The following is a 14,610-nucleotide window of genomic DNA, read 5'->3' on the forward strand; positions in this document are numbered from 1 at the left end:
GATCGGCCCGTCAGAGGAAATCAAGCAGCGGCCAGACGAGTCCGACGATCCACGCCGTGGCTCCGATGAGGCTCACCTGTCGCCCTTCCCCGCCGGAGATGGCGCTCCCGGTGGCGATCAGCCCGAGCGCGATGAGCAGCCCGGTACGGTGGAGGACGAGCCCGATGGGGACCGCGTTCACGCCGATCATGCCGAAGTCGACGACGAAGGCGGTCCCGACCCCGACGACGACGAAGCCGAACGCCGCGGTCGGGTCGATGTCCCTCGTGAACCTGCCGATCGCCGCGATCGCCGGCAGCCCGAACGCCAGAAGGGGGTACAGCAGGGCGACGATGAGCTTCGGGTGCACCTCGGGGAACGACGTCTCGATGGCGATGCCCCCGACGCGGACGCCGAGTACGACCCCCCCGAGCACGGCCGCGAGCGCGATCCCCCCGCGCTGCTCGTACACCTCCTGCGCGAAGCGCCGACCGGCGCGCTCGGCCTTCATCCGCGTGTCCGTGGAGACCACGCCGAACAGGCCGCCCGCGGTCAGGGCGACGATGCCGGGGAACCGCGAGAGGATGATCGCGGCCGAGGAGAGTTCGATCACCGAGAGCCACCCGTCGCTCCGTCCGCCGTGGATGCCGTAGTACTCCCGGCTGACGTCGTCCACGTACGGCTTCCCGATGAACTCGGACTCGATCCTGTTGGCCGACTCGCGGGTGTCGGGAACCGTGTGTCGGAGGCGGAACCAGTCCCAGTAGTCCTCGTGGACCTGGAGAGCCGTCCAGTCGTTGGTCGGTGACGCGTAGGCCCTGACGTGGAGGCGCGAGCCAAGGTAGGGGCCCGAGCGGAGCTGGTAGCTCTCCTCGATCCACTGTCCACCGCCCTCGCCCGGCTTGGTGTCAACGTACGAGTAGCGGACCGCGCCGTGGGCGTCCCGCCACTCGATCCCCGTGTCCCTGATCTTGACCACCTGGCTAACGTTGTCGTTCCCGTCGTCGTCGGCTTCCGTGGTCGTGACCGTCTCGGTGGTCACAGTCCCGTTGGTCGCGGTCCCGTTGGACGTGGCCGTCTCGGTGGTCGCGGTTCCGTTGGGCGTTGGTGTCGCGGTCCCGTTGATCTCCACCGTCTCGTTCTCGGCGAAGGTCCTGTTGGTCCCGTTGGGGGTCGCCGTCCCGTTGGGAGTTGCTGTTCGAGTAGGGGTGGGTGCGGCGGTCACGCTCGGAGTCGGTGTGGGTGTCTCCTCGCCGGCGGCCGTCCCGTTCCCGTCGCTACCATCGACGGACTCGGTTCGGTTGCTGGCAGTAGTCCCGTTGGGAAGGACCGACTCGTTGCTGGCTCGGGATCCGTTGGCGGGGACGGTGTCGTTCGCGGCGGCGCTCTCGTTGCCCTCGTCGGCGGGAACCGGTTCGAACTTGAGTTCTCCCCCCTTCGTCAGCGTGCGCCGGACGTTCTCCTCCGACCCGAAGACGACGATGTTGATCGCGAGGGTCCGCTTCGTGACGGTCTTGCCGCTGCTCGTGTACGGCCAGAGCGCGCTTCCCTTCTCGCCGGGCTGGACGAGCCGGTTCTCCGCGACTCGCTCGGGGTCCCCGGCGCCCTGCGCGGCGGGGTCGAGGATCCCGGAGACCCCCCACAGGACGACCGTGAGGAATAGGAGGACGACAACGATCGTTCGCCGGCGCGATTCCATCCGGGTCGGACCTAGCGGACACCAGATATATAAGCTATTCCCGGGTTATAGTCCCTCAGACTACACTTACGAGCCGGTGAAGTCGATCCGGTTGGCGGAGTCGCCGTCCGACGCGACCCCGCTCCCGCCGAGGTGCTCGAACGAGTACGCGTCGTCCAGGTACACCGCACCCTCATCGACCACGACATCGACCGACTCCAGTATCGAGCCCTCACAGGGACCGAAATCGCAGTAGCCCGAGTCGAGCTGGAACGTGGCGCCGTGCTTCTGACAGACGACCTCGCCGTTGCGGACGAGCGCCCCCTCGCCCCCGTCGAGGCGCGCGTCGGTCCAGTGCTGGCAGTAGTTCCGGAACGCGACGACGGCGCCGTCGGAGAGCCGCGAGAGGACGACCTCCTTCGGTTCCCCGTCCGCGTCGCTGACGGTGAACAGCAGTGTCGTGTCGTCCGGTACGTCCTCGAGCGCGGCGATACGGGCGGTTTCGTCGGTCACTGCGTCGTCGAAGGAGACGGGGGATGTAGGCTCGTTCGGTTTCGATTCGACCGGTATGATGTCGACTAATCGCTTCTTATCAGTTGGAACGTGACCGCGAAAGCCCCCCGCGGCCATCGAGTCGGGGGCCTCGCTGTCGTTCGAGAGAGCTTCGTTCTCTCGTGATGACGAAAGGCGCGAAGCGCCTTTCGAACCACGCTCCTCGGTCGCTCACTCCGTTCGCTCCCTGCGGTGCTTGCGTCGTCCGCCTTCCTCGATGGCCGCGGCCCCTTTCAGTCCCACCCCGTGCCATTCCAGCCGAGCGCAACCGCGAGCGTTCTGACGCGTACACGGGAACGCGACGGATGTCGCCGGTCGGTGCTGTAGCCTTCGTTGTCGGTCGAAAGTGAAGGCTGTCGCCGTCAGTCGGCGGTCGGGCCGTCGCGGTCGTCCTCGGCGCTTCCTCCGTCATCGCTGGCGTAGCACTCGCGCTCGACGCGCTCCGCGTACAGTCGGGAGAGCAGGCTCGTGACCGGGCCGCCGCCGACCTCGACGCCGTCGACCGTTTCGACCGGTCGGATCTCCCGAACTGAGGACGTGAGGAACGCCTCGTCTGCGCCGCGCACGTCGTCCGGGACGTACGTGCCCTCCTCGACCGGGAACCCCTCCTCCCGCGCGATGTCGAGGACCTCGGCGCGGGTGACGCCGGGCAGGACCGGCCCCTCGAGCGAGGGCGTCCGGATGGCGTCGTCGGCGACGAAGAGGAGGTTCGCCGTCGCGCACTCCGCAACCGTGCCGTCTGCGTCGAGCATCAGCGCCGCGTCGGCGTCGGTTACCCGCGTCTCGAGCTGCGCGAGGACGTTGTTGAGGTAGTTGTGCGTCTTCGCGTCGCTCGGCAGCGCGCGGTCGGGGACCCGTCGGGTCTTCACGGTCTGGACCGTCGCCGGCTTGTCCCACCCCGGCTCGCCGCCGCGGTCCTCGCGGCCGCCCCGGGAGAGCGGTTTCACCACGATCACGACGGTCGGGTCGGTGTCGTCGGCGTCCGGCGGCGCGAAGCCGTCGTCGACGCCGCGGGTGATCGAGAGCCTGACGTACGCCTCCCGGAGGTCGTTCGCGGCGAGCGTGTCGCGGACGCGGGCCCGGAGGTCGAGCGCGGAGACCCCCAGCGCCTCGGCCGGCATCCCGAGGGTCTCCAGCGTGTCGAACAGCCGCGTGACGTGGGCGTCCCAGCGGAACACCGTGCCGCCGTAGGCCCGCATCGTCTCGAAGCCCGCGTCGCCGTAGCGGAACCCCCGGTCGCGAACCGACACCGTGGCCTCGTCGGCCGGGACCAGGTCGCCGTCGACGTGGTAGCGGAGCGCGTCAGTCATCGTCGCCCGTCCGGTCCTTGCACAGTCGGATGAAGCTTCGGACCATCGCCTTCCCGTCCGCGGTGAGGATGCTCTCGGGGTGGAACTGGACGCCGACGTGGGGGCGGTCGCGGTGCCGGACGGCCATGACGACCTCGCGCTCGTCCTCGGTCCGGGCGGTCTCGGCCAGCACGTCGGGGACGTCCTCCCGCTCGACGCACAGCGAGTGGTAGCGCCCGACCTCGATCCGGTCCGGCAGGTCGGCGAACACGCCGCGCCCGTCGTGGGTCACCCAGGAGGGTTTCCCGTGGACCACCTCGGGCGCCCGCACGACCGGCGCGCCGTTCGCGGCACACAGCGCCTGGTGACCGAGACAGACCCCGAGCGTCGGGTACGACAGTTCGCGGAAGATCGGGATCGACACGCCCGCCTCCGCGGGGGTTCCGGGGCCGGGCGAGACGACGACGCCATCCGGGTCGAGGTCGCGGACCCCGTCGACGTCGACGCGGTCGTTCCGCCGGACGACGACGGAGTCGGCGAGTTCACCGACGTACTGTACGAGGTTGTACGCGAACGAGTCGTAGTTGTCGACGACGAGGATCCGGCTCACCCGTCCACCTCCATCTCCCCGGCCTCCAGCGCCTCGTCCACGGCGTTCACCAGCGCGCGGGCCTTGTCCAGCGTCTCCTCGTACTCGGCCTCGGGCACGGAGTCGTGGACGATCCCGGCGCCGACGCGGAGGTGGTACCGGTCGCCGGTCCGGACGAGCGTCCGGATGACGATGTTGAGCGTCGCGCGCCCGTCGAAGCCGAACGCGGCCATCGACCCGGTGTAGGGTCCGCGCCGCGTCCCCTCCAGTTCGTCGATGATCCCCATCGTCCGCGGCTTCGGCGCGCCGGTGATCGTGCCGCCGGGGAACACGGCCGCCACGGTGTCCGCGAGCGAGCGGTCCGACCGCTCCTCGCCCTCGACGAGCGAGACGAGGTGCATCACCTCCGAGTAGCGGTCGACCCGGCGGTACTCCGGAACCGAGACGCTGCCGTACGCGCTCACCTTCCCGAGGTCGTTCCGTTCGAGGTCGACCAGCATCGCGTGTTCCGCGCGCTCCTTCTCGTCGCCGGTCAGTTCCGCCTCGAGCGCGGCGTCCTCCTCGCCGTCGGCCCCGCGCGGTCGGGTGCCGGCGATGGGTTCGGTTTCGAGCCGAGCGCCCCCGTCGCTCCCATCGTCCGTGGGTTCCCACCTCGTTGGCGTCTTCCCGGCCGACTCGGGCACTCGCCGCAGCAGCAACTCGGGGCTCGCGCTCACCAGATCGATGCCCGCCGGACGGTCACTGTCGCCGCCGGCGTTGACGCTGGAGAACTCCACCAGCCCCGAGTACGGCGCGGGGTTCACCTCGCGGAGCGCGGCGTAGGCGTCGACCGGGTGGACCGCCGCGGGCGCCGAGAGGCGCTGGCTCACGTTGGCCTGGAAGGTGTCGCCGGCCCGGACGTACCCCTTTACGCGCCGAACCCGTTCGGCGTACTCCTCCCGGCCGCAGTCGCTCTCGAACGTCACTGACTCGGCAGTGGCGGGGGCGGGGCCGACCGATGGGTCGCCGTCGCGGGCTCGTTGGGCCAGGTCGCGGGCGGCGGCGAGCGCCCGGTCGAAGACGTCGTCGGGGTCGGCGCCGGCTGGAATCCGGGGGCAGGCGGTGACGCGGAGCGTCGTCTCGCCGTCCCGTGGCTCCGACCAGGACGCCAGCGTCTCGAAGACGGCGACCTGGAGGTGCGGGAGGCCGCGGTCGTCGACCGCGTCGTCCGGGAGGTCTTCGAGTTCGCGGGCGACGTCGTAGGAGAGCCAGCCGAGCGCGCCGCAGGGGTAGGGGACGTCGCAGTCGCCCCGGACGAGCGTCTCGCCGTCGAGCAGTCCCTGGAGGGCGGCGAGCGAGGGTGAGGGGTTCGCGTAGTCGCCGTGGCCCGGGTGGTCCGGGTCGCGCACGTCGGCGTCGGGGCCGACGGTCAGCCGGTCGACCGGGTCGACGCCGAAGAGCCCCCAGCCGGGCTGGCCGCCGGTCGTCTCGCAGAAGACGCCGCCGGGGCCGTCGCGCGCCCGGCGGTAGGCGGTGAACGGGTCGGCGACGGCGAGGCGGACCTCGACAGGGACGCGGGCGCCGCCGGGGGCCCGGGCCGCGTGCCGACGGTACGACTCGCGGTCGGTGACCGGCTCCATACTCCCGGCGACGACGCCGGACAGGAAAGGGGTTCGGGTGCGTCGCGTCCGGTGGATTAGGGCTCGTACTCCGCGGCGCGGTCGATCCAACGCGACACGCGGGATTCGGAGACGTTCGTCCCCTCGGCGACCTCGGCGGGGTCGGCCGCGGCCAAGTCCGCGACCGTGTCGATACCCATGTCGGAGAGGCGATCGGCGTACGCCGGGCCGATGCCCCTGATCTTCTTCACGGGGACGCCCTCCTCGGTTTCCGATTCCCCCGCTTCCTCCGTCGGTTCGAGGTCGTCCACGTCGGTCGTCACGTCGTCGGACTCGGGGCCGGCCGCCTCGGACGTCTCCGCCTTCGTGACGGCGTCCTCGGTCGCCTCCTCCTCGTCGACGATCGACTCGGTGGACCCGGTCGCGTCCGTTCCGGCCGCGGCGGTCTCCTCCTCGTCGACGTCGACGTCTTCCTCGTCCTCCTCCTCGGCTTCCGACTCCTCCGCTTCCTCCGCCGGTTCGAGGTCGTCCACGTCGGTCGTTATGTCCTCGGACTCGGGGCCGGCCGCCTCCGCCGGCTCGGCCCGTGCCGCGGCGTCCTCGGTCGCCTCCTCCTCGTCGACGATCGACTCGGTGGACCCGGTCGCGTCCGTTCCGGCCGCGACGGTCTCCTCGTCCTCGTCGATCGCCGTCGCCCGGTCGTCGTCGTCCGCGTCGGACTCGCCCTCGTCCGCCGCCACGTTATCGGTTCCCTTGACTGCGGCTTCCGACGAGGCGTCCGGTTCGGTTCCGGACCCTCGCTCGCGCTCCACCGTCACCGACGCCTCGCCCGCGGCCCCGTCCTCCTCGGACGAGCCCCCAATCCCCAGCAGGCGCTTGATTTTCCGCAGTAACACCATATCGTCGGTGAAAACGTCTGCGCTATTTAAAAAACCAGCGCCGGTAGGCTTACATTTCCGACCGCAAGGCGGCATTCATCGCCTCGATCGGGGCGTCGGCGCCGGTCCACCGCTCGAACGCCTCGACACCCTGATACAGCAGCATCCAGGCGCCGTCGACGGTCGTCGCGCCCGCCGCCCGCGCCTCCCGGAGGAGCCGGGTGTCGAGCGGGGCGTACACCGCGTCAAGCACCGCGAGGTCGCCGTGGAGGTGCTCGGCCGGGACGGGCGTCTCGTCGGACTCCATCCCGACGCTGGTCGCGTTCACGAGCAGGTCGGCTGCCGGGACGCGATCCGCGAGCGTGTCCAGCCCGCCCGCGGTCACGGTCGTCGGGGTGTCGAGGTCGTCCGGGAGCGACGCTCGCACGTCGTCCGCGAGCCCCCCGGCGCGCTCCTCCGTCCGGTTCGCGACGTGCAGCGAGACGGCCGGTTCCGCGAGCGCGAACGCGGCCGCACGGGCCGCGCCGCCCGCGCCGACCACGACTGCCGCGGCGCCGTCGAGGGAGACGTCGTGGTGCTCCAGCGCCCGGGTGACGCCCGCGACGTCCGTGTTGTGCCCGGTCGGCGGATCGCTGGAGAAGTCCACGGTGTTGACCGCGCCGACGCGGGCGGCGAGGTCGTCGGGTTCGACGGCCCCGAGGGCGTCCTGCTTGAACGGCACCGTGACGTTCATCCCCGCGACCCCGAGCGCGTCGGCACCCCTGATGGCGTCGACCGCGTCCCCCGGTTCGAAGGTAACGTAGCGGGCGTCGAGTCCGAGCGCCTCGAACCCCGCCTCGTGCATCGGCGGGGACAGCGAGTGCTCGACCGGCCGCCCGATGAGACCGTACACGTCCATGGCGGACGGTTCGCCGGGAGGGGGATAAAGGCCGCTTCGACGGCGAACCCGGCGGGAGGATTCAGAAGTGATACTCGCGGAGGGACGTTTTTGTAGTTCGTTCCGAGCACTGCTGGCATGTACGAACTGTCGGCCGCAGCCGCGGCCGCGCCACTCGCCGTGAACACGGGCTGGGAGTGGCTGCGGACGGCGGCGACCAGCGAGTCGGCGGTCACCGTGCTCGTCGGCGCGGTGTTGCTGTACCTGGGAGCCGAGGCGCTCGTCCGGGGCGCCTCCAGCCTCTCGGTGGGGCTGGGCATGCGCGCGGCGGTGGCGGGCGTCACCGTCGTCGCGTTCGCCACGACGGCGCCGGAGCTGGTGATCGGCGTCCTCAGCGGCCTGGACTACGGGACGACGCTCGGCCTCGGCGCCATCGTCGGCTCGAACGTCGCGAACATCGGGCTGGTGCTCGGGCTCTCGGCGCTCGTCCGCCCGCTCGACGTCGCCGCCGAGACGCTCCGCAAGCACGTCCCCTTCATGGCGGTCGCCGCGCTCCTCCTGGTCGGCCTCGGCCTCGACGGGACGCTCGACCGGGCGGACGGCGTGACGTTCCTCGTCGTCCTCGCGGCGTTCACATTCGTGCTGCTGTCCACCGCCGGCGGCGACGACGCCGTCGACGCGGACGAAATCGCCGCCGACGGCGGAACCGAGCGGGGCGGGAGCGCGAGCGGCGGCGTCCTCGCCCGTGGACGACTGGGCACCGAGGTGGCGGTCTACGGACGGCGCGTCCGCCCCGCCGACGTGGCGTTCGTGCTCGTCGGACTCGCGCTTCTCCTCGTCGGCGCACAGCGGCTCATCGAGGGCGGGCGGACGACGCTGTACTACCTCGGCGCGACCGACCGCTTCGTCGGCCTGACCGTACTCGCGTTCGGGACCTCGCTGCCGGAACTGGCGGCGTCGCTCGTCTCGGCGGTCCGCGGCGAGGCGGAGTTCAGCGTCGGCAACGTCGTCGGCTCGAACATCTACAACGTGCTCGCGGTGCTGGGCGTGCTCGCGATCATCACGCCGGTGACGGTGCCCGCGTCCACGGGGTCGTTCGACTTCCCGATGCTCGTCGCGTTCACCCTCGGCGTCGTCGCGATCATGGCGCGCGGGGCGGAGGTCAGCAGGGTCGACGGCGCCGTGCTCGTCGGCGGCTACTGCTGTTTCTTCTACCTCCTCCTGTAGGTTCCCCCGCGCGGCTCCCCGGTTTCCGGGGGCTCCGTTCACACTCGGCCCAAAAATCGCCGATATCGCGCCGTCGAGAAAGCACAAGAGTAAGGCCAACGCGTCTGCTCTGGCCGGTAATGAGGTCACGGCTTCGACACCCCCTGATGGCACTGTTCGGGGGGGTAATGCTGACCGTTCCGTGGGTGTACATCTGGGCGACGGGCGGGGCGGGAGCCCTCCCGACGCTCACGCGCGTGGCGGTGAGCGGCGTCGCGGTTCTCGGGGCGTCGTTCCTCCTCGCGTGGGGGGCCGAAACCGCCGAGAAGGACGTGCCTAGGGCGTTCGCCATCGCGGTGCTCGCGGTGCTCGCGGTCGCGCCGGAGTACGCCGTGGACGCGCTGTACGCCTGGCAGGCGGGGGCCGGCGACCCGGCCGCCGGCAACCTCGCGGTCGCCAACATGACCGGCGCGAACCGCATCCTGATCGGCATCGGCTGGTCCGGCATCGCGCTGTTCTCCATCTACCGGGCGTACGGTGGCAGTGACGACGCGAACGTCGTGACGAAAGACGGGGCGCTCGGCGACTACGTCCGTCTCGACCGCAGCATCGCCCTGGAGATCCTCTTCCTGTTCATCGCGACCCTCTACGCGTTCTTCGTCCCCCTCGGAGGCGGTATCGGCGCGGTCGACACCATCGTGCTCGTCGGGTTGTACGTCACCTACATCGCCGTCATCGTCCGCGGCGACGTCGAGGAGGTCGAGGAGCAGGTCGGCGTCCCGGCGTACCTCCAGGAGCGGGTCAGGAACGTGCGGGTCCCCGCGGTGTTGCTGCTGTTCGGCTACTCGGGCTTCCTCATCTTCACCGCCGTCGAGCCGTTCGCCCACGGCCTCGAGGAACTCGGGCTCCAGTACGGCATCCCCGAGTTCTTCATGATCCAGTGGATCGCGCCGCTGGCCAGCGAGAGTCCGGAGCTCATCGTCACCGCCTACCTCGTGAACAAGGCGCGCTCGACGGCGGCGTTCAACGCGCTCATCTCCTCGAAGCTGAACCAGTGGACGCTGCTCATCGGGACGCTCGTGGTCGTGTACAGCATCTCGCTCGGGAGCTACGGCGTGCTGGAGTTCGACCCGAAGCAGGCCGCCGAGATCTGGCTCACGGCCGCACAGAGCTTCTTCGCGCTGGCGATCCTCATCAACTTCCGCATCTCCGTCCGCGAGGCGGTGGTGTTGCTCGTGCTGTTCCTCTCCCAGGTCGTCATCGAGTTCGTCTTCATCCGGACGTACCCCGAGGCACTCGCCGAGCAGTACTCCATCTACCTCCTGCTCGCCTACACCGCCGTCTACGTCGTCGCCACGCTGGGGCTGCTCACCCGGCGCCGGCAGGAACTCCGCGAGATCGTCCGGATCACCGGGGACACCGTGCGCGAGGCCTGGGGGGGTACCGGCTCCGGGCACTCGGCCGACTGACAGCACCTCAGCAGGTCGCCAAGCGAACCCATCTCCGGCCTGGCGGGACACCCGCCTCGAACTCGACCGGAACCGACCTCGTTTTCCACGCCGCCCCCGTTCGACCGAGCGTGATCGCCGTCGTCGTCTCCCGCGCGGACAGCGCCTCCGAGCACATCGGCGAGCGCCTGCTCGCGCTCGCCGACTGGACCGCTCACGAGGACGGAACCCGTCCGGACGCCGACGGCGGGGGAACGTACCACCGGACGACGGTCGACGGCACCGACGTCGAACTCCGCTCGTTCGACGACCTCCACATCCACCTGGACGACCCGACACCGGCGTTCTCGGCGCAGCCGGAGTACATCGTGTTCGTCTCGCGGCACTCGGGCGACACCGGGCCGCTCCTCACCTGCCACTTCACGGGCAACTTCGGCGACGCCGAGTACGGCGGCGCGGACGGCGCGTTCGCCCCCGCCTGTCCCGGCGTCCAGCGCGCGCTCGTCGCCGGGTTCTCGGAGCACGCACCGGACGGCTACGACGTCGCGGTCGAGTGCACCCACCACGGCCCGACCGACGTCGCGGTTCCGTCGCTGTTCGCGGAACTCGGCAGCGACGAGGCAGAGTGGGACGACCCGGCGGGCGCCGAGGCGGTCGCGCGGGCCGTCCTCGACCTCCCGGGCCGCGACGTGACGGTCGCCGTCGACGACGACGAGGATCCCCGCCACCTCGTCGGCTTCGGCGGCGGGCACTATGCCCCGCGGTTTACCCGGGTGATCGAGGAGACCGCGTGGGGCGTCGGCCACGTCGCATCCGACTGGCAATTGGACGAACTCGGTCACCCCGCCGAGAGCCGCGACACGCTCGCCGCCGCGTTCGCGGCCAGCGACGCGCGCTTCGCGCTCGTCGACGGCGACCACCCGACGCTAGAGCGCGCGCTCTCCGACCTGGGTGGCGTGGACGGCCGCGGCGCCCCCGGCGACGGCGTCGGTCCGGACGTCCGCGTCGTCAGCGAGACGTGGGTGCGCGAGGTGGGCGACCGGCCGCTCGACCTCGTGGCCGGCCTCGAGGCCGACCTCCGGCCCGTCGACGACGGCCTCCGGTTCGGCGAACCGCGGGCGACCGGCTACGATGTGTTCGACCTCCCCGGGGGCCTGCTCGCCGAGGCGCAGGGCATCGACGCCGACGCGACGCGGGCCGCGGTCGAGCGGCACGCCGTCGCGTTCGAGACCAGCGAGAACGGGACCCGGGTGGACGGTCGAGCCGCCCTCCCCGGGGCGGCGTCGCGGGACGACCTCGTGGCCGACCTCGCCGCGGTGCTCAGACGGAAGTACGACGAGGTTTCGCGGCGCGAGGGCGCCGTGATCGCCCGGGTCGCGGCGTTCGACCCGGCCGCCGCCGCAGAGCGCGGGGTGCCCGAGGGACCGAAGTTCGGACGGCTCGCGGCAGGCGACGACGTCGAGGTGGACGGCGAGACGGTTCGAGCCACGGCCGTGCGTCGCGAGCGCGAGGAGCGGTTCGAGCTCTGAGGGGGAGTGAGGAACGGGCGGAAAGCCCCCGAAAACGTCAGACAAGTGCAAGACGAGAGGGGAAGGATAATAACGCTTGGAGGGGTAAGCCTGCCATAACCTATGGACTCTATCGTCGAGGACGCGATCGACGAGGCCGAAGGGGAGGGGCAGTCCGCCGACGCCAACGCGGGGGCGTCGCAGGACGAGTCCACCTCGGGGGTCTCGGAACCCGCCGACAGCGCTCCCACCTCGGGCAAGATGACCGACGAACAGCTGGAGGACGTTCTCCAGGACCTCCAGACGAACATCACCGTCGTCGGCTGCGGCGGCGCGGGCGGTAACACGGTGAACCGGATGGCCGAGGAGGGCATCCACGGCGCGAAGCTCGTCGCGGCCAACACCGACGTCCAGCACCTCGTGAACATCGAGGCCGACACGAAGATCCTCATGGGGCAGGACAAGACGAAGGGCCGCGGCGCGGGCTCGCTCCCCCAGGTCGGCGAGGAGGCCGCGATCGAATCCCAGGAGGAGATCCGCGAGTCCATCTCCGGCTCCGACATGGTGTTCGTCACCGCCGGCCTCGGCGGCGGCACCGGCACCGGCTCGGCGCCCGTCGTCGCGAAGGCGGCCCGCGAGATCGGCGCGCTCACCATCGCCATCGTCACGACCCCGTTCACGGCGGAGGGCGAGGTCCGGCGCACGAACGCGGAAGCAGGCCTCGAGCGACTCCGCGACGTGGCGGACACGGTCATCGTCGTCCCCAACGACCGCCTCCTCGACGCCGTCGGAAAGCTCCCCGTCCGGCAGGCGTTCAAGATCTCCGACGAGGTGCTGATGCGCTCGGTGAAGGGCATCACCGAACTCATCACCAAGCCCGGCCTCGTGAACCTCGACTTCGCCGACGTCCGCACCGTCATGGAGAAGGGCGGCGTCGCGATGATCGGCCTCGGCGAGTCCGACTCCGACACCAAGGCCCAGGAGTCCGTCCAGTCGGCCCTCCGCTCCCCGCTGCTCGACGTCGACATCTCCGGCGCGAACTCCGCGCTGGTGAACGTCACCGGCGGCTCGGACATGAGCATCGAGGAGGCCGAGGGCGTCGTTGAGGAGATCTACGACCGGATCGACCCCGACGCCCGCATCATCTGGGGGACCTCGATCGACGAGGAACTCGAGGGCACGATGCGGACGATGATCGTCGTCACGGGCGTCGAGTCGCCCCAGATATACGGGCGAAACGACGTGGCGCAGGCGAAGGCGGAGGAGAAACTCGAGGACATCGACTACGTGGAATAGTCGGCTAGGACGGGCGTACCGACCGGCGATGGAGTCCACGGTCCCCACTCCCGTACCTCCGAACCGTTCACCGCCCCCCGAGCTACGGCTCCGCGGATTTCCTCGGTCGGCAGATTCAGGTCGACGGTCCCGGAACCCCACACGAGTCGACCTCCAATGTCCCCATCGCCCCCCGACTCGTTCGACCTCCTCGAGACGACCGTCGCCGACGTACACGCCGCGATGGAGGACGGACGAGTCACCGCCGAACGCCTCGTCGATCGCTACCTCGTCCGCATCGACGCGTACGACGACGACCTGAACGCGATCCTCACGGTGAACGGGAACGCTCGCGAGCGCGCACGCCGGCTCGACGAGCGGTTCGAGCGCGACGGCCTCGTGGGACCGCTTCATGGCGTTCCGCTGCTCCTCAAGGACAACCAGGACACCCACGACATGCCGACCACGGCGGGGTCGACCGCGCTCGCCGAGTCCAGGCCGCCGCGGGACGCGTTCGTCGTCGAGCGGCTCCGCGAGGCCGGTGCCGTCGTCGTCGCGAAGGCGAACCTGCAGGAGCTGTCGTTCGGCGTCGACACCATCAGCTCGCTCGGCGGCGAGACGCGGAACGCGTACGACCTCGACCGCCGACCGTCCGGGTCGAGCGGCGGGACGGCGGCGGCCATCGCGGCGAACCTGGCGGCCGTCGGGACGGGCTCCGACACCTGTTCGTCGGTCCGGTCACCGCCCGCGTTCAACGACCTCGTGGGCGTTCGCCCGACGAGGGGGCTGGTCAGCCGGACGGGCATCGTGCCGCTGAGCGAGAGCCAGGACACCGCCGGCCCCATCACCCGGACCGTCGCCGACGCCGCCCGGCTGCTCGAGGTCATGGCCGGCTACGACCCGGACGACCCGGTTACGGCGACCGGCGCGGACGAGGTTCCGGCGGACGGGTACGTCCAGCACCTCGACGCCGACGGGCTCGACGGCGCACGCGTCGGCGTCGCACGACAGTTCTTCGGGCCCCGGGACGAGGAGCGCACGTCCGAGGCGGACGCCGCCGCCGTCACGGCCATCGTCGAGGAGGCCGTCGCGGAGATGTCCGACGCCGGCGCGACGATACTCGACCCGGTCGAGGTCGTCGACCTCGACCGCCTCGCGAGCGCCCGCGTGCTCCAGTACGAGTTCGCCCGCGACTTCGACCGGTACCTCTCGGAGCTGGGCGAGGCGGCGCCGTACGACTCGCTTGCCGAGGTGTACGGGACGGGGGAGATCGCACCCTCCATCGCGGCGCGGTTCGAGGAGGCCGACATCCTGGATGTCGACGCCGGGACGCTGGACTCGAACCCCGGGTACCTCCGACGACTGCGGCGGCGGCAGGAACTGAAGGAGTCCACCCTCTCCCGCATGGTCGACCTCGACCTCGACGCCCTGCTGTATCCGCCGTCGAGGGTCCCGCCCGTCGAAATCCCCGAACACCAACCGTTCGCGGAGATGAACTGCGAACTCTCCGCACACACGGGACTGCCCGCCATCGTCGTCCCGGCCGGCTTCACCGACGATGGGCTCCCCGTCGGCGTCGAACTCCTCGGACGGGAGTTCGCCGAGCCGCGGCTGTTCGAGCTGGCGTACGGCTTCGAGCGCGCGACCGACCATCGACGCCCGCCGGAGGGGTTCGGAACCCTCGACGGCGCCTGACCGCACGGAACGCCGATTCCCACCGTCGGACTCCGGCC

At 70.7% G+C, this 14,610-nt stretch carries 12 protein-coding genes; 5 read left to right on the top strand and 7 right to left on the bottom strand.

Translation table 11 applies throughout. The features are described 5' to 3' along the window. Nucleotides 1-10 precede the first annotated feature (10 nt). The 7 genes from HUG10_RS13925 to aroE all read right to left on the bottom strand — a co-directional run bounded on the left by HUG10_RS13925 (nt 11) and on the right by aroE (nt 7,461). Entirely contained in the window at nt 11-1,678 is a 1,668-nt protein-coding gene (locus HUG10_RS13925; protein ID WP_179170148.1) for a hypothetical protein, read from the bottom strand. A gap of 66 nt (nt 1,679-1,744) precedes the next feature. Next, nucleotides 1,745-2,170, bottom strand: coding sequence for a Rieske (2Fe-2S) protein (locus HUG10_RS13930; protein ID WP_246310146.1), 426 nt, complete (start codon nt 2,168-2,170; stop codon nt 1,745-1,747). A 401-nt stretch (nt 2,171-2,571) separates the two neighbouring features. Next, nucleotides 2,572-3,519 (bottom strand): aminotransferase class IV, encoded by a 948-nt coding sequence (locus HUG10_RS13935; protein ID WP_179170150.1) that lies wholly within the window; start codon nt 3,517-3,519, stop codon nt 2,572-2,574. Further along, nucleotides 3,512-4,108, bottom strand: a complete 597-nt coding sequence (locus tag HUG10_RS13940) for an anthranilate synthase component II (RefSeq protein WP_179170151.1) — start codon at nt 4,106-4,108, stop codon at nt 3,512-3,514. Before HUG10_RS13940 ends, HUG10_RS13935 begins: the two co-directional genes overlap by 8 nt. Further along, entirely contained in the window at nt 4,105-5,706 is a 1,602-nt protein-coding gene (locus HUG10_RS13945) for an anthranilate synthase component I family protein (RefSeq protein WP_179170152.1), read from the bottom strand. Before HUG10_RS13945 ends, HUG10_RS13940 begins: the two co-directional genes overlap by 4 nt. A gap of 56 nt (nt 5,707-5,762) precedes the next feature. After that, the gene (locus tag HUG10_RS13950) at nt 5,763-6,584 is read right to left on the bottom strand and encodes a helix-hairpin-helix domain-containing protein (RefSeq protein ID WP_179170153.1); all 822 of its coding nucleotides are present in this window, start codon (nt 6,582-6,584) and stop codon (nt 5,763-5,765) included. A gap of 49 nt (nt 6,585-6,633) precedes the next feature. Then, complete coding sequence (gene aroE / locus HUG10_RS13955; RefSeq protein ID WP_179170154.1) at nt 6,634-7,461, bottom strand: shikimate dehydrogenase; 828 nt, start codon at nt 7,459-7,461, stop codon at nt 6,634-6,636. 180 nt (nt 7,462-7,641) lie between these two features. Here aroE and HUG10_RS13960 point away from each other — a divergent pair, with 180 nt between their 5' ends. The 5 genes from HUG10_RS13960 to HUG10_RS13980 all read left to right on the top strand — a co-directional run bounded on the left by HUG10_RS13960 (nt 7,642) and on the right by HUG10_RS13980 (nt 14,572). Beyond that, nucleotides 7,642-8,667, top strand: a complete 1,026-nt coding sequence (locus HUG10_RS13960; RefSeq protein ID WP_394354993.1) for a calcium/sodium antiporter — start codon at nt 7,642-7,644, stop codon at nt 8,665-8,667. 119 nt (nt 8,668-8,786) lie between these two features. Further along, nucleotides 8,787-10,115 carry a sodium:calcium antiporter gene (locus tag HUG10_RS13965; RefSeq protein WP_179170156.1) on the top strand — a complete coding sequence of 443 codons (1,329 nt, stop codon included), beginning with the start codon at nt 8,787-8,789 and terminating at the stop codon, nt 10,113-10,115. Between the two features lie 110 nt (nt 10,116-10,225). Continuing rightward, nucleotides 10,226-11,623, top strand: a complete 1,398-nt coding sequence (locus HUG10_RS13970) for a D-aminoacyl-tRNA deacylase (RefSeq protein ID WP_179170157.1) — start codon at nt 10,226-10,228, stop codon at nt 11,621-11,623. Between the two features lie 102 nt (nt 11,624-11,725). Continuing rightward, nucleotides 11,726-12,898, top strand: coding sequence for a cell division protein FtsZ (gene ftsZ / locus HUG10_RS13975; protein ID WP_179170158.1), 1,173 nt, complete (start codon nt 11,726-11,728; stop codon nt 12,896-12,898). A gap of 156 nt (nt 12,899-13,054) precedes the next feature. After that, nucleotides 13,055-14,572: an amidase gene (locus HUG10_RS13980; RefSeq protein WP_179170159.1), complete on the top strand. Its 1,518-nt coding sequence runs from the start codon at nt 13,055-13,057 to the stop codon at nt 14,570-14,572. The last annotated feature ends 38 nt before the right edge of the window (nt 14,573-14,610 follow it).

Source organism: Halorarum halophilum (assembly GCF_013401515.1).
Taxonomy (GTDB): Archaea; Halobacteriota; Halobacteria; order Halobacteriales; family Haloferacaceae; genus Halorarum; species Halorarum halophilum.

Excerpts from the sequence above, each read along its gene's own strand:
- HUG10_RS13925 (WP_179170148.1), bottom strand. The coding sequence starts at position 1,678 with ATGGAATCGCGCCGGCGAACGATCGTTGTCGTCCTCCTATTCCTCACG.
- HUG10_RS13935 (WP_179170150.1), bottom strand. The coding sequence starts at position 3,519 with ATGACTGACGCGCTCCGCTACCACGTCGACGGCGACCTGGTCCCGGCC.
- HUG10_RS13945 (WP_179170152.1), bottom strand. The coding sequence starts at position 5,706 with ATGGAGCCGGTCACCGACCGCGAGTCGTACCGTCGGCACGCGGCCCGG.
- HUG10_RS13950 (WP_179170153.1), bottom strand. The coding sequence starts at position 6,584 with ATGGTGTTACTGCGGAAAATCAAGCGCCTGCTGGGGATTGGGGGCTCG.
- aroE (WP_179170154.1), bottom strand. The coding sequence starts at position 7,461 with ATGGACGTGTACGGTCTCATCGGGCGGCCGGTCGAGCACTCGCTGTCC.
- HUG10_RS13965 (WP_179170156.1), top strand. The coding sequence starts at position 8,787 with ATGAGGTCACGGCTTCGACACCCCCTGATGGCACTGTTCGGGGGGGTA.
- ftsZ (WP_179170158.1), top strand. The coding sequence starts at position 11,726 with ATGGACTCTATCGTCGAGGACGCGATCGACGAGGCCGAAGGGGAGGGG.
- HUG10_RS13980 (WP_179170159.1), top strand. The coding sequence starts at position 13,055 with ATGTCCCCATCGCCCCCCGACTCGTTCGACCTCCTCGAGACGACCGTC.